This window comes from Riemerella columbina DSM 16469 (assembly GCF_000374405.1).
In the GTDB taxonomy this organism is placed as follows: domain Bacteria; phylum Bacteroidota; class Bacteroidia; order Flavobacteriales; family Weeksellaceae; genus Riemerella; species Riemerella columbina.
Genome location: NZ_KB894283.1, coordinates 66587 through 85589, shown reverse-complemented (window position 1 = coordinate 85589; position 19003 = coordinate 66587). Strand labels below are relative to the sequence as shown.

Here is a 19003-nt window from a genome sequence, read left to right as displayed (position 1 = left end):
TCCGTAAAATTATTTATACCACTAATTTAATCGAAAATCTTAATGGAAAAATCCGTAAATACACCAAAAACAAGATGTCTTTTCCTACCGATGAGGCGGTTATGAAGTCAGTATATCTCTCTATAAGAGAAGCCACTAAGAAATGGTCGATGCCTATTAGAAATTGGGGGTTGGTTTTAAACCAATTTATGCTTATATTTGACCAAAGACTAAGACTCTAAAAACCTAAGCATCTCTTTTTAACTTACACACTTTAAGGGATAGTGTCAAAAGCCCCTTAAAACTACTATATGATATACAAGCAATTAACTTAGTTTATTATTAAATAACAGAACTATCCAAAATTCCCATTTACTTATGAGTTAAATACCACCAACCGAGTCCCATAAAATCGGTATACTTCTTTTTGTATTTACGAGAGGGCTCAGCGTTTTGTGGTTGCATCGTGTTTAAATTCATTAATAAGTTTTGCTGATTGGAAAAAACCATAAGAGAGTCTTGAGCTATCATCTTATCTAAAGCGATGGCTTCTTTTTTATCCGAATCCAACAATGATTTACCAAAACTATAATATTCAAACCCTTTGGGGGCGACCAAATCGATAAGTGTTGGTAAGATATCAATATGGGTGCCTGGTGTTAGGTCGTGTTTTGGGGTAATTCCTTTCCCATAAACAATAAAATTAACGGAACTTTCTTCGTATAATGAGGGTTGATGTGTTAGAAATCTTCGTCCGTAATGGTCGCCCGTAAAGCAAAAAATAGCATCAGGATATTTCTTTTGTGCTTCTCTAACAAAGTCGCCGATACACTTATCACTATACCATAGATGACCCATTTCCTCAATACTCATCCCTTGTTCGTAGTATTGTTGCATTTCTTTGGGCATATCTTCTTTTGTCTTATAAGGAAATCCTTTTTTGTAAATATCAATAACATACGGTGGATGGTAACTCGTTGTCAAAATAACATTGAAAGAAGGTCTATCAGAAGACACTTTATTCATTACAATTTTAAACAAATCTTCATCTTCTACTCCCCAAACATTCAGAGAGGTATCTTGATTTTTATCCATTGCCGAATACACATTTTCGCAACCTTGAAATAATGAAAATTCACCAATATTTTCCCACGAAAGATAACCACCATAGAAAGTGTTGGTAGCATAACCCAAATCATTAAATTGCTTGAATATAGAGGTAGCAAAAGGAGCTACCTTTTCACGGACATGGCTAATATTATTTCCTACAAAGGGGATTCCCGTTGTAATCGCACCAAAAGAATTGAATGTATTATAACTCGCTGGTAGAAAATGAGAATACCGAAGTCCGTTATCGGCAATTTTCGATAATTGAGTAGAAAGTTTTAAGGGACGATATTTTTCCATCAAAGGCCAAGAATCATAGCTTTCCATTATGACTAAGAAAATCTGTTTAGGACGGATAAGCGGCTCTGTGGTTTTTTCCTTTTTCAAATATTCATCAATAGTTGACAAAGGGTATAATTTTGCCAATTCCTCATCACTTCGGTAGGGATTTTCCTTGCTTTGATTGACCATTTTATAATCATCGTAAGCGTATTCCAAACTTCGATATGGATTGATGATGGTTTTGTTGAGAAAACGGTCTTTGGAAACTCCTGCAATAAAGCGTTTGGCGGGAAACTCAGCGAAAGAACCTCGAATTCCTCCTACGAATAAAGTCAGCAATATCAAAATAAAAACTACTTGTCTCACTTTGGTTTGGGTAAAGGCAAGAAGTGCTTTAGAAATTCGCTGTCTAGGCTCAAAAAATCTGAGAATAAACCAAGAAACAATACAGATAGAAATCCATAAGAAAAGATTTAGAAACGGATGAAAATCTTGCAAAATAGTCTGCATAACCGCCTTTTGGTCATCATATAATCCTAAAAACAAAAAGTGGTTGAACTGATTGTCGTATTCAATAAAATAGTTGATAGTAATCAAACATATCAAAGGGGATAGAACGATAAAAATCCAACTACAAAATTTACGGACAGTTGCCACAATCGAAGCCTTGCCTAATGGGATGAAAATAAAGGATAGAACCAAAGGTAAAATTGTAAAATATCCCATCACAGTGGCATCAAATCGAAATCCCATAAAGAATACTCGTAATAAATCTTGGGCTTCTAATACGACTATCTTCTTATGAAAAAATAGAATGAATCCCAATCGGTAGAGAAAGAAAAAGAAGATTCCAAAGCACCAGAAGAATAGTAAATTAGAGAATTCCTTAATGAATAATGCCCACTTTTTCATAGGGTAGAATTTTGATTTTATAGCGGCTTTTTATCACCTTATTTTTTAGGTTTAGAAAGTAAAGTCTAAAACCAATCACTTAAATATTTATTATTTTAATAGATAAAGCCGACTCAATAATAATTGAAACGGCTTTAACTCTATATATTCACTTTTAATACTCCAAACTTCTTACGGCTTCTAAAGTTTTATCTATTTCTTTATCGCCTATTGCCGCAGAAATAAACCAAGTTTCGTAGCCACTTGGTGGTAAGTACACCCCACGCTCCAATAGATGATGGAAGAAGTGATTGAATAACGCATGATTAGCATTCTGTGCTTCATCAAAATTTGAAACTCTATTGATATGGAAAAAGATAGACATCATAGAGCCTTTTCTATTGATGCGGTGTTCAATGCCTTTTTCGTTAAGAATTTTACCAATTTCAAAATCTAGAGTTTCCGTTGTCTTATTAATTTTTTTATAGAAATCGGCATATTCTTTAATGCATTGTAAAGTCGTCAATCCTGCCCTCATCGCTATGGGATTACCACTTAGCGTTCCGGCTTGGTATACCGCTCCTCTTGGCGCCAAATGATTCATAATTTCTTCTCTTGCGGCAAAAGCCCCAACTGGCATTCCACCACCAATGACTTTTCCATAAGTTACGATATCTGCTTTTACACCAAACACTTCCTGAGCACCACCAAAAGCTAAACGGAATCCCGTCATCACCTCATCAAAAATCAACAATGTACCATGCGCATCACATAGCGTTCTTAACTTTTTAAGGAAATCATTTTCTGGCAATACGCACCCCATATTTCCTGCTACGGGTTCTATGATAATCGCGGCAATTTCGCCCTCATTATGTCTAAATAAATCTTCTATCTGCTCAATATCATTGTATCTTGCCAATAGAGTATCTTTTGCTGTACCTTGCGTAACCCCTGGGGAATTGGGATTTCCAAAAGTAGCAGCACCACTTCCCGCTTTAATTAAAAAAGAATCCGAATGCCCATGGTAGCAGCCTTCAAACTTGATGATTTTATCCCTCCCCGTATAGCCTCTCGCCAAACGAATAGCACTCATACACGCCTCTGTACCAGAAGATACCATACGGATTTGGTCGATATTAGGTACTTGTTCAGTTATATATTTAGCAATCTCGGTTTCTAATTCCGTAGGTGTTCCAAATGAAAATCCTTGTTCTGCTTGTTCCTTTACTGCCTCTAAAACTTTTGGGTAGGTATGTCCTAAAATGGCAGGCCCCCAAGAGTTAATATAATCAATATAAGTTCTATCATCCGCATCGGTAAGATAAGCCCCTTTTGCAGATTTCATAAATACAGGCGTTCCCCCCACAGATTTAAATGCTCTAACGGGCGAATTAACCCCACCTGGGATATACTGTTTTGCCTCTTGAAACAAGGCACTACTTCTTTGGTATAACATGATTTTGATTGAATTTTTTATAACGAATTAATGACGCGGTTTTCTACCTTGCAAATAAATTTTCTGCCCAACTGAGGGTTCCTCCCCCACTTCCATTCTATTTCTTTGATATAATTTTTTAAGCTTTATCCCAAATTTTTGAGCAATACGATACATGGTGTCATTAGGCTGTGCAACATAGGTTTCTACATTTCCTGAAGAATTTTTAGACTCTAAGAAAATTATATCATTTGCCGTAAGTTTTGTCCCCTCTAGTTCGTTCCATTTGATTAAACGCCCTTCTCTAAGGTTAAATTTCTTAGCAATATACGCCACATCGGTATCCGTTGGCACCACAATATATTTCAACCCACCATTAGGATGTGTTTTTACGGTAATGGTATTGAGTAAGGCTCGCTTTTCATTTCTTAATTGCTCTGCTGTTTTTTGCTGCTGAGCATAAGACTCTTGTTTGTATGGAGCAATAACTGTCACTGGTGTTTTTTCTTTTTTTACTTCAGACATTACTGAATTAGGATTCAGTTTTGCCATAAACCCAGCATCATTATTGAGTTCTGGATAAAGTTTTAATATCGTATAAAGCACTTCTTTAGAATTGGTATGGTCAAATTCGTAAAGTTTGTACTTTTCAATTCTATCAATTAAAATATAAGCATAGCGTGGATTGGTAGCATAACCCGCTTTTTTTAATCCATGTGCCCATGCCCGATAATCTTTAGGGTCTAATTTAAAAAGGTTGACATAATATTTTCTAAATGCTAAAAACTTAGAGTGGTCTTCATAAGATTCTCTAGGGTCGTCGTATACACGGAAACATTCATTTGGAGCATCGTCGGTATGGCGCATGGTTCTACCCGTCCAATTTTCTTTACATTTAATACCAAAATGATTGTTTCCCTCTTGAGCCAATCGTGATTGTCCTCCCCCTGTTTCTAGAAGCCCTTGGGCTAGCGTAATACTCGCTGGAATATTGTATTTTTCCATTTCCTCTACGGCATAAGGGGCAAAACGCTGGATATATTGTTCGTCATTCGCCCATTGCTGTGCTGAAACTTTTGTAAGTGCTAATAAGGCACATACTGCAAATAATTTTTTCATTGTGTTTTATTGATTGTGATATTATTCTGATTTGATTAAATATTTATTTTGTGCTTTAAGTTGCTCATTAATTCCTTTAATACCTTGCAAACCACCCGTGTGGAATGCCAAAATACGACTGCCCTCTGGGAAATAATTTTGTTCTATCATTTGAATCAATTGCATCATCATTTTTCCAGTATAAATAGGCTCTAGCGGAATATGATATCGCTCATAAAAGTCATTAATAAACGCCACCAGTTCATTGGTAATCTTACCATAGCCTCTACCATACGCTTCAATCCATTGGACTGATTTCCCATCGTTCAAATTTTTAACTGTATCTTCTGCGCTATTATCATTAACGACTTTAAAGCCTAAAACCGTCTGGTGGCTTTCGGAAAACTTTGCTAAACCAGCAACCGTTCCCCCAGTACCTACCGCAGTGCAAAGATAATCAAAAGTTTTGGTTTCATCATTGAGCATCAATTTAATGCCTTCTACCGCTTTCGGATTAGAACCTCCTTCTGGAATGAGTAAAGCATCAGGATATTGACTTTTAAAATGTTGTGACAGACTTTCTTTATCTCGGTATTGAGTTCTCGTAACAAATTCAAAACCCATTCCCTCTTCCGATGCTTTTTTTAATGTGGGATTATCTTGCCACTTCCCCGCTAATTCTTCACCCCGAATAATCCCTAAAGTCGGGATTTTCATTAATTTACCCACGGCAGCCGTTGCTGCAATATGGTTGGAATACGCACCTCCAAAAGTAATAAGTCTAGGTGATAAAGGGGTTTCTTTGATATAATCATGGATATTATAAAACAATTTCCAAAATTTATTCCCAGAAATTTCGGGGTGTACCCTATCCTCTCTTTTTATATATAACTCTACCGATGAATGTGCTATGGGTATCGGAACGATAGGTCGCTCTGGTAAATTCCTAAAATCTAATACTTCAAAAATGCCCAAAATTTTCTTTTTTTAAGGTAATTCAAATTATGTTCATTAGCATAAGCTTCTCTTTCAAACCGAATTTTTCTATATGCCACATAAGAATTGCGATATCTAAACCAAAGCCAATAAAATTCGCCAATATACCATATATAAAATGGAATGATGCCAAGTTCCAACTGTTGCTTTAAATGTATTTTTTCATGATTAATGAGTGTAGCATTCCCTCTATCTATAGCCTTACGAATCAAAATAAACGGAAATATGGTAATTCCATTTATTTTTGTATTTTTAAGCAAATTTTGGCACACTATTATCATTGGATAGTTTGTAAAATCTTAACAAAGATAAACATTTACTGAAAATAATGAAAGCATTAAAAGAACATGAAGACTTTTATTATAATGAACTGGGCTACAAAGTTTTTACCGAAAAGTTTCATCTAAAACGAGGCTATTGTTGTAAAAGCGGATGTAAGCATTGCCCATACGGGTATGATAAAAAGACGGATACTTTTATTAAATCAAAACCACTAAAATAATTAATTATGAAAAAGATGTTATTGGGGGTTATAGCAATTTTAGCACTAAGTGCTACCGCTTGTAGCCCATTTCAAATTAAGACCGATTACGCTCAATCGGCGCCATTTGGCACTTATAAAACTTATACGCTCAACACAGAGCATTTAAAAGTTAATGATTTGGACAAAGACCGCATCATCTCTGAGGTGTCTAAACAGCTGGCTCAAAAAGGCTTTAAGACGAGTGCGAATGCAGATGTGATCGTCAATATCCAAGCGACTCACAAAAAAATTCAAGATATTAGAAGTACACACCCTAATGCCATGTGGGGTTGGGGCGGTCCTTGGGGCTGGGGCTTCGGTGTGGGACACACCTGGACTTCTAACTACAATTCTGGAACACTGGTTGTGGATATTATTGATAACCAAACCAACAAACTCGTTTGGCAAGGTATTGGAAGCGGGATTAATGTGGACAATCCACAAGCTAAACAAAAAGAAATTCCTCAAATTGTATCGGAATTGTTCAATCGTTTTCCACCCAAAAAATAGATATTATCTTAATTAAAAAACTCCGTTTCAATAGTATTGAAACGGAGTTTTTTATATTGCTGAAAAACCAAACTAGTTAGCCACTTCTGTACGCATATCCTTACCTCTAAATTTCATAGATGATAGGTTGCTTAGAATCTCATTTTTAAATGGTTTTTCTACTTCAAAGAAGGAGAATTTCTCTAAAATCTCAATATCGCCAATATCTGGTCTTTTCTTAGACTTTTTAGTGGCTTTGTTGATGATATCCAGCATGTCCATTTTCTTCAACTGGTCTTTTTTTCCTAGATTAAAGAAAAAGCGCACCATATTTTCATTTTTCCTCCCTCTTCTAGAACCACCTTTCGAACGGTCTCCTCTATCTCGGTCTCTTCCTCTTCGGTCTCTACGGCTTTCTTTAATATCGCCTTCTCTAGATAGTTTTTGGTCAGAAAGGTCGTTTCTATCTTTATAGTACAACGCCAAATCTCTTAACTGAAACTGAAGTAATTGCTGAGCTAATTCTTCTTTAGTAAATGCCGATAAATCTGGAATTAAACTAGCATCAAAATCAAAATAATTTTCATGCTCAGTAAATAAATGTTCAAACACACCTGCTACTTGAGCTTTGATAATATCTTCCCCTTTTGGAATTTGCTTTTCCTTAAGGTCAATTTTGGTTTGATTTCGGATTTGCTTTAGTTTTCTAGTTTCATCTGGTTTGATGAGTGCCATAGAAATCCCATCTTTCCCTGCACGCCCCGTTCTACCACTTCTGTGTACGAATACTTCTGGGTCATCTGGAAGTGAATAATGAATCACATGGGTCAGAGAATCTACATCAAGTCCTCTTGCCGCCACATCGGTAGCGACTAAAATATCAATATTTTTAAGTCTAAACTTCTTCATCACCGTATCTCGCTGTGCTTGAGATAAGTCCCCATGAAGCGCATCTGCTGCGAAACCATGTTGCATTAGATAATCTGCTACATCCTTGGTTTCCATTCTGGTACGACAAAAGATAATAGAGTATTGATTAGGATTAGCGTCAATTAATCGTTTTAATGCTTCCTTCTTCTGTCTATAACTTACCACATAATATTCGTGGGTAATGTTTTTCTTTACTTCATTAATAGAACCTACCGAAATACGATGAGGATTCGTTAAATAATTTTTAGAAATACGCTCTACTTCCTTACTCATGGTTGCAGAGAAAAGGAAAGTTTGCTTGGTATCAGGTGTTTCGGAAAGTATCGTTTCCAAATCATTCTTAAAGCCCATAGAAAGCATTTCATCGGCTTCATCTAAAACCAACCATTGAATTTCTGAGAAATCCAGTGCTTTTCTATTGATTAAGTCAATCACCCTTCCCGGTGTTCCTACAATAATTTGAGGTTTGTCTCTAAGACTTCGGATTTGGTCAATAATACTGCTACCTCCATAAACGGCTACCGATTTTACCCCTTTTTGGTATTTGGAATAGTTATCAATGTCCCTTGCAATTTGTAAACAAAGTTCTCTGGTAGGACATAGCACCAGAAGTTGTATTTTACGACTTTTGTCGTCAATCATATCCAAAATAGGCAATGAAAACGCTGCGGTTTTCCCCGTTCCTGTTTGTGCTAATGCAATAAGATCTCGCTGATCTGCTAAAATAAAAGGAATCGCCTGTTTTTGAATCTCCGTAGGGCTTTCGTAGCCCATTTCGCCAATCGCTTTCTGAATATCAGAATTTAAATTGGACTCGCTAAATAAATTCATTAAGTATTATAAAATTTCTGCAAAGATACTGAAAATTTATTAAGCATGGTGTAAAGTTTTAATAAGGACAAAATTAACTATTAACAAATGGACCAAGGTTAAATCAATCATATGATATTCAAAATTTTTGAAAATAGAAAAGCACCAGTTAAATGGTGCCTTTTATTATTTATTTACTAACTTTTCGTTTTTAGGTTCATAAGGAATACTTTCCAAAATGTATTCTAATGCTTTTATCCTAGCTTCGGATTTTCTATTGGCATCAAGGATTTTCCATGGAGCGACATCCGTATCTGATACTTTAAACATCTTCTCCTTGTAGGTTGTATAGTCGTCCCACAATTCCAATGCCTTAGCATCTACTGGGCTATATTTCCATTTTTTAAGTGGATTGTTGATGATATCTTCAAACCTTTTCTTTTGTTCTTGCTTAGAAATAGAAAAATACAACTTTAGAATATATGTGCCTGAATTCACTAGCATTTTTTCAAACTCATTCACTTGACTCATAAATATTTTATATTCTTCTTTAGTACAAAAGCCATTCACAGGTTCTACCACCGCACGGTTGTACCAACTTCTATCGAAAAATACAATCTCACCCGCTTTTGGCAATTGGTTGATATATCTTTGGAAATACCACTGCCCCGCCTCTACTTCGTTAGGTTTAGGAAGCGCTACTACGCGGTGTTCTCTAGGGTTAAGGTGCTCGGTAATTCTTCTAATTGCACCTCCTTTACCCGCAGCATCTCGACCTTCAAAAATGATGATAACCCGCTGTTGGTTCTGAACCACCCAATTTTGCATTTTGATAAGTTCTTCCTGAAGTTTGGCTAAGCGTTTTTCGTATTTTAAAGTTCTTAACGCCTTTGCTGGGTTCAGTTCTTCATTCTGCAACAAGGCATAGAGTCCTTTTTTAGAGTCCAGTTTTGAAAATTCTTTATTATTAAGATTCATATTATGCTATTTTTATTGGTCAATTTGTTTTATCATTCGGAAATACCTTTGTATAATGCTTGGGTCTGGCGTTAAAGACACACCGCTATCGCCTTTAACATCATAGTTGAACTGATTCAACACATAGCGAATTGCCTCTAGTCTTGCACGCTTTTTATTATCCGATTTTACCACAACCCATGGCGAAAAAGCATTATGCGTTCTCGAAAACATTTGGTCTTTGTATCGGGTAAATTCGTCCCAAAGTTCTTGACCTTTTTCATCCACTGGACTATATTTCCATTTTTTAAGTGGATTTTCCAATCGACTATCAAAACGGGCTTGTTGCTCTTCTTTACTTACTGAAAACCAGAATTTTATAATATGAGTACCCGCTTCGTAGAGCATATGTTCAAACTCTGGCACTTGTACCATATAAGATTCGTATTGTTCATTCGTACAAAATCCCATTACAGGCTCTACTACGGCACGGTTGTACCAACTTCTATCAAAAAACACCATTTCCCCAGCGTTGGGCAACTCCTTAATATATCGACGGAAATACCATTGTTTTTGCTCTACTTCTGTGGGTTTATTAAGTGCTACAATTCGCATAGCACGCGGATTTAAATGCTCTGCAAAACGCTTGATGGTTCCTCCTTTACCAGAGGCATCTCGCCCTTCAAAAATAATGGCTACTTTTTTATTATTTTTCGTAATCCAATTTTGAAGATTCACCAATTCGGCTTGCAATAACTTTAGTTCGTCTTCGTATTCTATTTTTTCAATTAATGATGAAATTTTAGGGTCTTCATTTTGATGCTTTCGAAGGTATTGCATCAGTTCCGCCTTAGTTTTCATCTGCTCTAATTCGGCTTGTTTTATCATATTATTTTATATTTTTAAATCTTGTATAAAGGTAAGTATATTATAGCAAATAAACGCAAACTACACTAATGATATTTTGCATATTAAAGAAATTTATACCGAAAATAAATGATTGAAAACCCCACTCTAATTTTGGTCGGCTATGTAATGTTTAAGATGAAAATCAATGCTGTCTTCTAAGGGGATAAAAGTATAGCCTAACGCTGTCTTCACTTTGTTATTAGATATTGGAACACATTCTGTAATCGCCATTCTATTAGGTTTGCTGAGCCATTTTAATGGAGGGATTAGCCACCCCAAAGCAGTATTTAAAGCCCCTCCAATATTTAACCAAAATTTAGGCAGTTGTTCTGCAGGTTTAAGATTTAATTTTTGCCTTACTTGATTGGCAAGGTCGATATAGGATTGGTTTTCTGCAACTACGATAAATCGTTCATCAGCGTGAGGACCATCCATTAGTTGAATGGCAATATTGGCAACATCTCTTACATCTACATAGCCCGTGCAACCAATAAAACTATAAGGTAATGTTTTTAATCGACTAAACAATGCCCCACTACTTTGTTTCCAATTCCCTGAACCAATAATCACTCCAGGGTTAATGATGATGACTTGCATACCTTCCGCAGAAGCACGCCAAACTTCCATTTCTGCTAAATGCTTAGAAATCGCATAATCCGAATGTGAAATTTTAGGGTTAAAGTGAGATTCCTCATCTATCATTCCGTGTTCATTAATGCTATCCAACACCGCAATAGAACTGACAAAAAGAAACTTTTTAACCTTTAATTCATCTGCAATATACAGACAGTTTTTAGTTCCCGTAATATTGGTATTATAGAGGGCTTTTTTATCATTAGGGTTAAAGCTGACTGTTCCCGCACAATGGTAAATGGCGTCTACACCAGAAAACGCCTGTCTTAATGAATCCAAGTCCTCAAAATCCACCGCTACCCAGTCTATTTTTTTATAAAGGATTTCGCTGTTATCAGTATAATATTTAAAAATATCCATTACCGATTCTTTCACGCTATTTTTTCGATAAGTTGCCTTTACATGATAGCCTTTTTCAAGAAGTTTCAAAAGCAACATACTTCCTAAAATGCCAGTTCCCCCAGTAACTAATACGGTATGATAATTAGAGTTTTGATTCATCAATGTTTGTTTTCGATACAGCTTTTTCTAAAGTTTTTATCATTAAAAAAATCCGTGAACAAAGGTACAAAAATTTAGAACTTTTTCTGAGGGATATCAAATTTTATTTATGACTAGAACAAACAGACTTAAAAATCTATTGTTCCTTATTTAGAAAATTCCTTATATTTATGCCCATATTTTAAAAATAAATACAATGAATAATATTAAATCTACACTATTGCTCGCTTCAGCAGGCGTTTCAGTAGTGGCATGTACAACTATGGACTCATCTAAAAAAAGTATCAGCAGTATTCCCGTGCCAACAGGCAATCTATTTTTAGCCAAAAGTACGCTTCAATACCAAGCGCCAGCGTTTGATAAAATCAAAGATGAAGATTTCAAACCAGCCTTTGATTATGGATTGAAAGTGCAAGAGGTCGAAATCGAACAAATTGCTAATAATTCAGAAGCACCTACTTTTGAGAATACCGTTTTAGCATTAGAAAATAGTGGCGAAGTATTGAAAAGAGCACAAGGCTTGTTTTACAACCTTACGAGTGCCAATACCAATCAAACACTGCAAGATTTACAAGAAGAATACGCCCCAATCTTCTCGGCGCATTCCGATAAAATTTATTTAAATAGCAAATTGTACGACCGTGTAAAGGCCGTCTATGACAATAGAAGTTCATTAGACCCAGAAAGTCAGCGATTGGTAGAATTTTATAAACAAAATTTTGATATCGCAGGTGCCAATTTATCCGATGCCAAGAAAGCCGAACTAAAAGAAATCAATTCTGAATTGGCAACTTTATCCACTGTATTTTCAAATAAATTGTTAGACGCAAGAAAAAATGGCGCATTATTGGTAAATGATGTGAAGGCCTTAGACGGACTAACCGAAGACCAAATTGCCGCAGCCGCACAAGATGCCAAAGAGACAGGACACGATGGTAAATATCTTTTATCTTTATTGAACACCACACAGCAGCCATTGCTTCAGAATCTTAAAAATAGAGATACACGCGAAAAACTATTCAAAGCCTCATGGTACAGAGCCGAAAAAGGAAATGATGATGATACCAGAGCCACTTTAGAAAAAATGGCGCGTCTTCGTCTGAAAAAAGCCCAATTATTAGGCAAAAAATCGTATGCAGAATGGAAATTGCAAGACCAAATGGCAAAAACTCCAGACGCAGCACTTAATTTATTGGCTCAATTAGCCAAACCAGCCGTTGAAACAGCGCGTAGAGAAGCCAACGATATTCAACAATTGATTGATGCCCAAAATGGAGGTTTTCAATTAGAACCCTGGGATTGGAATTTCTATGCCGAGCAAGTGCGAAAAGCCAAATACGATTTGGATGAAAACGAAATAAAACCATATTTTGAAGTTACAACCGTATTGGAAAAAGGAGTATTCTACGCGGCAGAAAAATTCTACGGAATCACTTTCAAAGAACGCAAAGATTTACCCGTTTATCACCCAGATGTAGTAGCTTACGAAGTATTTGATAGAGATGGTAAATCATTAGCGTTATACTATTTAGATTTCTATACCCGAAATAATAAAAACGGTGGAGCATGGATGAATAATTTAGTCAATCAATCCAAAAAATTAGGGCAAAAACCTGTAATCATCAATGTATTCAATTACCAAAAACCAGCACCAGGAAAACCATCGTTAATCAGTTATGACGATGTAAGCACCATGTTCCATGAATTCGGACACACCCTACACGGATTATTTGCAGACCAAGAATACGAAAGCCTTTCAGGAACAAGTGTACCGAGAGATTTCGTAGAATTTCCATCGCAAATTAATGAGTTTTTTGCTTTAGAGCCAAAGGTATTGAAAAATTACGCCTTGCACTACCAAACCAAACAACCGATGCCACAAGCATTGATTGATAAAATAAAAAAAGCCGCTACTTTCAACCAAGGGTACTCTACTACGGAGTTGGTAGCCGCTGCCACCTTAGATATGGCTTGGCATTCCGTAACCGATGCGTCGCAATTCAAACCAACTTTGGAGTTTGAAAAAGAAGCCCTTGAAAAATACGGATTGTATGTACCACAAGTGCCACCGAGATACCATTCGCCTTATTTTGCACACATTTGGGGAGGCGGTTATTCAGCGGGGTATTATGCGTATATGTGGAGTGATATGCTCAATTCAGACGCTTGGGATTGGATTCAAACCCATGGTGGAATGACACGCGAAAATGGCGACCGCTTTAGAAAATACATTCTTTCAGTAGGTAATACCATCGATTTGAACGAAGCTTTCCAAAACTTTACAGGTAGAAAACCAAGTTTACAACCTTTATTGAGAGACAAAGGATTTATTAAATAAAATCAATCATCTTCAAAGCCACCTTTTCGGTGGCTTTGATTACTTAAAATAAAAACTATGCATGTTGATATACACCCAAGTTGGCAAGCGATTTTACAAGAGGAATTCGACAAACCCTATTTCCTAGAACTCACCGATTTTGTAAAACAAGAATACAGCCAATACCGCTGTTATCCAAAGGGAAAAGAAATTTTTGCAGCCTTTTCGGCTTGTCCCCTTTCGGAAGTTAAAGTCGTGATTATCGGTCAAGACCCTTACCATGGCGAAGGTCAAGCCAATGGTCTATGTTTTTCCGTTCGCGACGGCATTCCACATCCACCCTCACTCATCAATATTTTTAAGGAAATCGAACAAGATATAGGCGTTCCTTACCCAACGAGTGGCAATTTAGAACACTGGGCAAAGCAAGGCGTGTTACTCCTCAATGCTACGCTCACTGTGCGAGCCAATCAAGCGGGAAGTCATCAAAACAGAGGCTGGGAAACCTTTACCGATGCAGTGATTCAAAAAGTTTCAGCACATACCGAAGGCGTGGTCTTTTTACTTTGGGGTGGTTATGCAAAGAAAAAAAGCAAATTAATCGACAACAAAAAACACATCATTCTCACTTCGGGACATCCATCACCATTGAGTGCTAATAGAGGGTATTGGTTTGGAAACAAACATTTTAGTCAAGTCAATGCTTACTTACAATCCAAAGGTGTTTCACCTATTGAATGGTAATTTTTTAAATTTTACCCCCCCCTTTATCGTGCACACCGATGAGTTGGTAGTCACTAAAATCCATACGCGTATCAAGTCCCGTAAAAAGACTAAACGCAGGTAGCAATAGATGCTTTTGATGATAGGCAAACACGGGTAATCGCAACTTCTGTTTGCCTTTACCTTTTAGAACAATCCCAGTATGAATATGCCCTGAAATTTGAAACCTTTCAATCGTTTCCTGATATTCATGCGTAATAACTAAATCATCTAATAAGTATTACTCTTCATATACCTCAATACCCAAAGATTGATAAATCCCTTTTGCTAAACGGTCGTGATTACCCTTGACTAATATCACCGAAACATTAGGGTTTTGTTCTCGCCAATCGGCGAACAATGCTAGTTCCGAATTGGCTTCAGCGTGAAAAAAATCCCCTGCAATCACCAATTTTTTCGGTTGAAATTCATCCACCAAACCACTCAATCGTTCTAAATCTTTTATCGCAACTTGTTGAGGTACCGACAACCCATGTTTACGAAAATGCGTGATCTTCCCCAAAATGTACATCCGAAACCACCAATACCTCAGCAAACGGCAAATACACCGCTCGATGAGCGTGAAAAATAAATGTTTTGTTATGTATCGTGGTGCTTAGCGTCAGGTTCATGGAGGTTAAATTCATCAAGATTTTAGATAATTGAGTCAAAGGTAAAAAGAAAAATTGATTATATTTGTGTATAATCCTATGCATTAAATAATTGTAAAAATTTTATTAACCAACACCTCAAATAATGGACTTCACAACTTATTGGAACAAAAAGCATCCCACTATACCGCCATTGGGTTACCAACTCAAATAGAACTATCCCGAGAGATGGTTCAGAATCCATAGTTTACCCTATGCCAAAAGATATGCCGAATCGGAAGAAGAATATCAAACAATACTACAACGCCAAAATCAATTGATTACAGATTTAATAGGCGAAAACACCGAAATCTGGATGGTCTATACCCTTTTTGAAGAGGATTCAGCCCTTGAATATTATCATCAACTAAAAGATTTTAACAAGGCTCAAAAAATAGGTAATTGGATATCCAATTCAGCGAATGAAGATGAAGAGCCACCCCTCAACCTTTATGTAGAAACTACAGAATGGCACCGAGATGAGAAAAACGAACTTCTAAGAGCCATTGCCGATGATACAGTTCGGGCGATGTGGGTCTGCCCTTTCAAAAACATCCTAATCGCCCCTTATGATGGCGGAATGGACATCATTGTACCCTCTACTCAACAGCGAGATAGATTAAAGAATAAGTATAAAGATTGGCTTTCTCATCGCGAAGACGGATTGTAAATATCGGAAGTAGATTCTTCCCAATTTTCATAGAACTTCCTAATTCACAAAAAGGACGACTATAAATAACTCCTAAATCTGAAATCTTGAATTTAGAATCTGAAATTTTATTATTTGGGCGTGCCCCTCTGCCTTTTTTTTAAGGAAAAGGCAGAGCGTCGGTCTACGGGCAGTCGTTCTTTTTTTGTCACATTGAGCGTAGTCGAAATGTGACAAAAAAAGGAACTCCAACAATGCCCTCCGCCCTCACGCAGTAGAAACACAAAAGCAGAATTATCGAAGTAAAGCTTTGATGTCAAATATTGATTTTATTTTTATACCTTTGTATGTAGAGTTTAGAACCAAATCTATTTTGAAATAAAAAGAATATATAATTGGCACTATGAAATTGATATTTGAAATGATTTAACTCTAATTACTAATGATAAAAAATTAATAAATAAAGTTATTGAACTTGGTGGAATCGCTTTAACCGTTGATGAATTATTAGTCAAGTCAGAGTTAGAAAATAGCGATTAAAAAATATATGAAACACTACACTATGATTTCAAAAAAGGATAAACCCGCACTACTGCTTATCGATATCCAAAAAGGATTTGATGAATTAGAACATTGAGGTGACGAACGAAATAATCCTCAGGCAGAAGAAAATGCTAGTCAACTATTGAAGCATTGGCGAGCCAATAGTTTACCCATTTTTCACATTCAGCATTGCTCTACGGAAATGAACTCTCCATTAAACGAATCCAACAATGGAAATGAATTTAAAGACCTTGTAAAACCGAAAGAAAATGAACCTATTATTAAAAAAGCGTCAATAGCGCCTTTATCGGTACTAGTTTGAAAGAACAACTTGATAAGATGAAAATCACAACACTTGTCATAGTAGGACTTACCACCGACCATTGTGTATCTACTACTACACGAATGGCAGGAAACTTTGGATATACAACCTATGTTGTCCACGATGCCACTGCCACATTTAGTAAAAAAAGGGTTTGACGGAAACTATTTCTCTGCCGAAATCATACACGAAACAGCTTTGGCAAGTTTAGAAAACGAATTTGCGATGGTTGTTTCTACTCAGCATGTAATACAACAAATCTAAACTACATAATATGCCAACCATCGCTTTCTACCCCACCGACTTTGGAATTATTGAAATCCACGCAACTACCAAAGCCGTTACCAATGTGAAATTTGTTTCATCCGACGCAGACCTCAGCAATTCTCAACCTAATGAGATAAGCGAACGAGCCATTGCTCAAATTCGGGAATATTTTGCAGGTAATCGTACGAATTTTAATATTCCATTAGCACCCCAAGGCACCGATTTTCAACAGCAAGTTTGGAAAACCCTTTGTAATATTCCTTATGGCGAAACACGCACCTATAAGCAAATCGCTCAAGCCATTGGCAACCCAAAAGCCGTTCGTGCGGTGGGTATGGCAAACAATAAAAACCCTATCGCTATCCTAATTCCTTGCCACCGTGTGATTGGTAGTAATGGCAAATTAGTCGGCTATGCAGGTGGTTTAGATATCAAAAAACGACTGTTGAATTTGGAACGGAAAGATAAGGAATTACAACTTTTATTGATGTAATTTTAATATATTTGAGTCGTTTAGATAATTGGAAGATTGCAATGAACAAAGAAATAATCAATAGAAAAGGGGCGAGAAAAGCACAAGACATTCCCAAAGAGATTTTGGAACTCCTCAATCAAGGCAAAATTGAAACTGTGAATCTGACAGAATGGTTGGCAGTAGACCACATACAATTGGTTAAAAATACTTTTCCAGATATGGGAATATCGAAAGAAAAGATACAACTGATTGATCAAGAAATCAACACTCAAAAGAAACCCTCTACAATGAGTACCATTAAGCTCGTTGGCTCACTTCTTTTTGAGTTATATAACAATGAAGAAAGAACGATGCTTTTTGAAAAGTTAAGTACTCATTTGTCAGATTCTATTCGTTGCTATGCACCATACCTTAAGGCTTTGGATGCTGATCTTACTATTGTAGGCAAATTGGAGCAAAGTAAAAAACTCATTGCCGACACTCATTTTGGGGTACGGGAAGTCGTATGGATGGCACTAAGACCCGAAATAGAAAAAAACTTAGAACCATCTATTGAAATTTTCATACAATGGTCAAAGGATGCTAACGAAAATATCAGGCGATTCACTACCGAAAGTATCCGACCTCGAGGGGTTTGGTGTAAGCATATAGAACAACTAAAAGAGCGACCCGAAATAGCATTACCCATATTAGAAAATCTAAAATCAGACCCTTCAAAATATGTACAAGACAGCGTAGGAAATTGGTTAAACGATGCTAGCAAATCACGCCCTGATTTTGTAATCGCGTTATGCGAAAAGTGGCAAAAGGAATCTCCAACGAAAGACACTGAAAAAATTATTAAAAGAGCAAAAAGAACAATCAACAAAGACTAATGAAACTCCACAAAAACCTCAGCGAAAAAGAGTTTAAAACCCACTATTGGTATGCGACAGATTTAAAAAAGTTTGCCAAAGAAATCGGTCTCGTTGGTGCGTCAAAATTGCGTAAAGATGAGCTAGAAGAGTTGATTCTTTATTTCTTAAAAACGGGTAAGATTGAAAATAGTACAAGAAAAACGACTACAAAATCAAAAGTGAAAGATATTGAAGTAGGTTTATCCAAATCCTTACCGATTAAAAACTATACGAGCAATAAAGTTACCAAACAATTTATCATTGATGAGGCGAGTAAAATGGTGGAAAACTTTAAAGTACAATCAGGGGTTTGGTATCGGCTCAATCGTTGGCGTGAAGAACAATTGGAAAATGGAAATGCTATCACTTATGGGGACTTAATCGACCGATTTATATTCCTCAACCAAAACACCGACCAATTTGAAAAAATCCCTTCTACGCTGATAAACAATTTTATCTCGGACTATCTTACAAACGAAGAAGGCAGCACCCGAAAAGAGGCAATGCAACATTGGCAAGAACTGAAAAAACTAAAGACAGAAAAGACTTATCGGGCGTGGAAGGAGTCTTCTAATAATTAAA

Annotated in this window: 20 protein-coding genes and 2 pseudogenes; 11 read left to right on the top strand and 11 right to left on the bottom strand. The window is 36.5% G+C overall.

What is annotated here, in order from left to right:
• Nucleotides 1-221: transposase (locus C237_RS0112540; protein WP_026315695.1), on the top strand; the 221-nt coding region annotated here is incomplete at its 5' end.
• Nucleotides 222-351: 130 nt separating this feature from the next.
• Here the strand turns inward: C237_RS0112540 and C237_RS0112535 are convergent.
• The 5 genes from C237_RS0112535 to C237_RS0112515 form a co-directional block, all read right to left on the bottom strand.
• Nucleotides 352-2280, bottom strand: coding sequence for an LTA synthase family protein (locus C237_RS0112535; RefSeq protein ID WP_156809768.1), 1929 nt, complete (start codon nt 2278-2280; stop codon nt 352-354).
• Between the two features lie 154 nt (nt 2281-2434).
• Complete coding sequence (gene hemL, locus C237_RS0112530) at nt 2435-3715, bottom strand: glutamate-1-semialdehyde 2,1-aminomutase (RefSeq protein WP_018676800.1); 1281 nt, start codon at nt 3713-3715, stop codon at nt 2435-2437.
• A gap of 27 nt (nt 3716-3742) precedes the next feature.
• Nucleotides 3743-4813 carry a glucosaminidase domain-containing protein gene (locus tag C237_RS0112525; RefSeq protein WP_018676799.1) on the bottom strand — a complete coding sequence of 357 codons (1071 nt, stop codon included), beginning with the start codon at nt 4811-4813 and terminating at the stop codon, nt 3743-3745.
• A gap of 21 nt (nt 4814-4834) precedes the next feature.
• Nucleotides 4835-5767 (bottom strand): 1-aminocyclopropane-1-carboxylate deaminase/D-cysteine desulfhydrase, encoded by a 933-nt coding sequence (locus tag C237_RS0112520; protein WP_018676798.1) that lies wholly within the window; start codon nt 5765-5767, stop codon nt 4835-4837.
• Nucleotides 5746-6069 carry a hypothetical protein gene (locus C237_RS0112515; RefSeq protein WP_018676797.1) on the bottom strand — a complete coding sequence of 108 codons (324 nt, stop codon included), beginning with the start codon at nt 6067-6069 and terminating at the stop codon, nt 5746-5748. Before C237_RS0112515 ends, C237_RS0112520 begins: the two co-directional genes overlap by 22 nt.
• 47 nt (nt 6070-6116) lie before the next feature.
• On the opposite strand from C237_RS0112515, the gene C237_RS14800 reads away from it, so the two are divergent.
• Together C237_RS14800 and C237_RS0112505 are read left to right on the top strand one after the other, a co-directional pair.
• Nucleotides 6117-6290, top strand: coding sequence for a C1orf53 family protein (locus C237_RS14800; protein ID WP_018676796.1), 174 nt, complete (start codon nt 6117-6119; stop codon nt 6288-6290).
• A gap of 6 nt (nt 6291-6296) precedes the next feature.
• Nucleotides 6297-6821: a DUF4136 domain-containing protein gene (locus C237_RS0112505; protein WP_018676795.1), complete on the top strand. Its 525-nt coding sequence runs from the start codon at nt 6297-6299 to the stop codon at nt 6819-6821.
• A gap of 72 nt (nt 6822-6893) precedes the next feature.
• On the opposite strand, the gene C237_RS0112500 is transcribed toward C237_RS0112505, so the two are convergent.
• The 4 genes from C237_RS0112500 to C237_RS0112485 all read right to left on the bottom strand — a co-directional run bounded on the left by C237_RS0112500 (nt 6894) and on the right by C237_RS0112485 (nt 11540).
• Complete coding sequence (locus C237_RS0112500) at nt 6894-8561, bottom strand: DEAD/DEAH box helicase (protein WP_018676794.1); 1668 nt, start codon at nt 8559-8561, stop codon at nt 6894-6896.
• Nucleotides 8562-8726: 165 nt separating this feature from the next.
• Entirely contained in the window at nt 8727-9518 is a 792-nt protein-coding gene (gene ppk2, locus C237_RS0112495) for a polyphosphate kinase 2 (RefSeq protein ID WP_018676793.1), read from the bottom strand.
• A 12-nt stretch (nt 9519-9530) separates the two neighbouring features.
• Nucleotides 9531-10385 (bottom strand): polyphosphate kinase 2, encoded by an 855-nt coding sequence (ppk2, locus tag C237_RS0112490; protein WP_018676792.1) that lies wholly within the window; start codon nt 10383-10385, stop codon nt 9531-9533.
• 126 nt (nt 10386-10511) lie between these two features.
• Nucleotides 10512-11540, bottom strand: a complete 1029-nt coding sequence (locus C237_RS0112485; protein WP_018676791.1) for an NAD-dependent epimerase/dehydratase family protein — start codon at nt 11538-11540, stop codon at nt 10512-10514.
• A gap of 196 nt (nt 11541-11736) precedes the next feature.
• Here C237_RS0112485 and C237_RS0112480 point away from each other — a divergent pair, with 196 nt between their 5' ends.
• Together C237_RS0112480 and ung are read left to right on the top strand one after the other, a co-directional pair.
• Nucleotides 11737-13878: a M3 family metallopeptidase gene (locus C237_RS0112480; RefSeq protein ID WP_018676789.1), complete on the top strand. Its 2142-nt coding sequence runs from the start codon at nt 11737-11739 to the stop codon at nt 13876-13878.
• A 57-nt stretch (nt 13879-13935) separates the two neighbouring features.
• On the top strand, nt 13936-14601 hold the full coding sequence (gene ung, locus C237_RS0112475; RefSeq protein WP_018676788.1) for a uracil-DNA glycosylase: 666 nt from the start codon (nt 13936-13938) through the stop codon (nt 14599-14601).
• A 259-nt stretch (nt 14602-14860) separates the two neighbouring features.
• Here the strand turns inward: ung and C237_RS14085 are convergent, their stop codons facing one another.
• Entirely contained in the window at nt 14861-15142 is a 282-nt protein-coding gene (locus tag C237_RS14085; RefSeq protein WP_169584769.1) for a metallophosphoesterase, read from the bottom strand.
• Nucleotides 15117-15266 (bottom strand): hypothetical protein, encoded by a 150-nt coding sequence (locus C237_RS14690; RefSeq protein WP_156809767.1) that lies wholly within the window; start codon nt 15264-15266, stop codon nt 15117-15119. The genes C237_RS14085 and C237_RS14690 overlap by 26 nt, the downstream gene beginning before the upstream one ends.
• Before the next feature lie 190 nt (nt 15267-15456).
• Between C237_RS14690 and C237_RS0112465 the strand changes: the two are divergent.
• The 6 genes and pseudogenes from C237_RS0112465 to C237_RS0112440 all read left to right on the top strand — a co-directional run.
• A pseudogene (locus tag C237_RS0112465) lies at nt 15457-15939 on the top strand (DUF3885 domain-containing protein); the annotation flags it as partial.
• Nucleotides 15940-16603: 664 nt separating this feature from the next.
• Nucleotides 16604-16941, top strand: a pseudogene (locus C237_RS15245) (isochorismatase family protein).
• On the top strand, nt 16847-17047 hold the full coding sequence (locus tag C237_RS15240) for a hypothetical protein (protein WP_425413734.1): 201 nt from the start codon (nt 16847-16849) through the stop codon (nt 17045-17047). The pseudogene C237_RS15245 and the gene C237_RS15240 overlap by 95 nt, the downstream one beginning before the upstream one ends.
• Before the next feature lie 10 nt (nt 17048-17057).
• The gene (locus C237_RS0112450; RefSeq protein ID WP_018676783.1) at nt 17058-17543 is read left to right on the top strand and encodes a methylated-DNA--[protein]-cysteine S-methyltransferase; all 486 of its coding nucleotides are present in this window, start codon (nt 17058-17060) and stop codon (nt 17541-17543) included.
• 41 nt (nt 17544-17584) lie between these two features.
• Nucleotides 17585-18400, top strand: coding sequence for a DNA alkylation repair protein (locus C237_RS0112445; protein ID WP_018676782.1), 816 nt, complete (start codon nt 17585-17587; stop codon nt 18398-18400).
• Nucleotides 18400-19002, top strand: a complete 603-nt coding sequence (locus C237_RS0112440) for an SAP domain-containing protein (RefSeq protein ID WP_018676781.1) — start codon at nt 18400-18402, stop codon at nt 19000-19002. Before C237_RS0112445 ends, C237_RS0112440 begins: the two co-directional genes overlap by 1 nt.
• Nucleotide 19003: the final 1 nt, after the last annotated feature.

Excerpts from the sequence above, each read along its gene's own strand:
- C237_RS0112525 (WP_018676799.1), bottom strand. The coding sequence starts at position 4,813 with ATGAAAAAATTATTTGCAGTATGTGCCTTATTAGCACTTACAAAAGTT.
- C237_RS0112500 (WP_018676794.1), bottom strand. The coding sequence starts at position 8,561 with ATGAATTTATTTAGCGAGTCCAATTTAAATTCTGATATTCAGAAAGCG.
- C237_RS0112480 (WP_018676789.1), top strand. The coding sequence starts at position 11,737 with ATGAATAATATTAAATCTACACTATTGCTCGCTTCAGCAGGCGTTTCA.
- C237_RS0112515 (WP_018676797.1), bottom strand. The coding sequence starts at position 6,069 with ATGATAATAGTGTGCCAAAATTTGCTTAAAAATACAAAAATAAATGGA.
- C237_RS14800 (WP_018676796.1), top strand. The coding sequence starts at position 6,117 with ATGAAAGCATTAAAAGAACATGAAGACTTTTATTATAATGAACTGGGC.
- C237_RS0112450 (WP_018676783.1), top strand. The coding sequence starts at position 17,058 with ATGCCAACCATCGCTTTCTACCCCACCGACTTTGGAATTATTGAAATC.
- ppk2 (WP_018676793.1), bottom strand. The coding sequence starts at position 9,518 with ATGAATCTTAATAATAAAGAATTTTCAAAACTGGACTCTAAAAAAGGA.
- ung (WP_018676788.1), top strand. The coding sequence starts at position 13,936 with ATGCATGTTGATATACACCCAAGTTGGCAAGCGATTTTACAAGAGGAA.
- C237_RS0112485 (WP_018676791.1), bottom strand. The coding sequence starts at position 11,540 with ATGAATCAAAACTCTAATTATCATACCGTATTAGTTACTGGGGGAACT.
- C237_RS0112440 (WP_018676781.1), top strand. The coding sequence starts at position 18,400 with ATGAAACTCCACAAAAACCTCAGCGAAAAAGAGTTTAAAACCCACTAT.
- C237_RS14690 (WP_156809767.1), bottom strand. The coding sequence starts at position 15,266 with ATGAATTTAACCTCCATGAACCTGACGCTAAGCACCACGATACATAAC.
- ppk2 (WP_018676792.1), bottom strand. The coding sequence starts at position 10,385 with ATGATAAAACAAGCCGAATTAGAGCAGATGAAAACTAAGGCGGAACTG.
- hemL (WP_018676800.1), bottom strand. The coding sequence starts at position 3,715 with ATGTTATACCAAAGAAGTAGTGCCTTGTTTCAAGAGGCAAAACAGTAT.
- C237_RS0112535 (WP_156809768.1), bottom strand. The coding sequence starts at position 2,280 with ATGAAAAAGTGGGCATTATTCATTAAGGAATTCTCTAATTTACTATTC.
- C237_RS0112505 (WP_018676795.1), top strand. The coding sequence starts at position 6,297 with ATGAAAAAGATGTTATTGGGGGTTATAGCAATTTTAGCACTAAGTGCT.
- C237_RS0112445 (WP_018676782.1), top strand. The coding sequence starts at position 17,585 with ATGAACAAAGAAATAATCAATAGAAAAGGGGCGAGAAAAGCACAAGAC.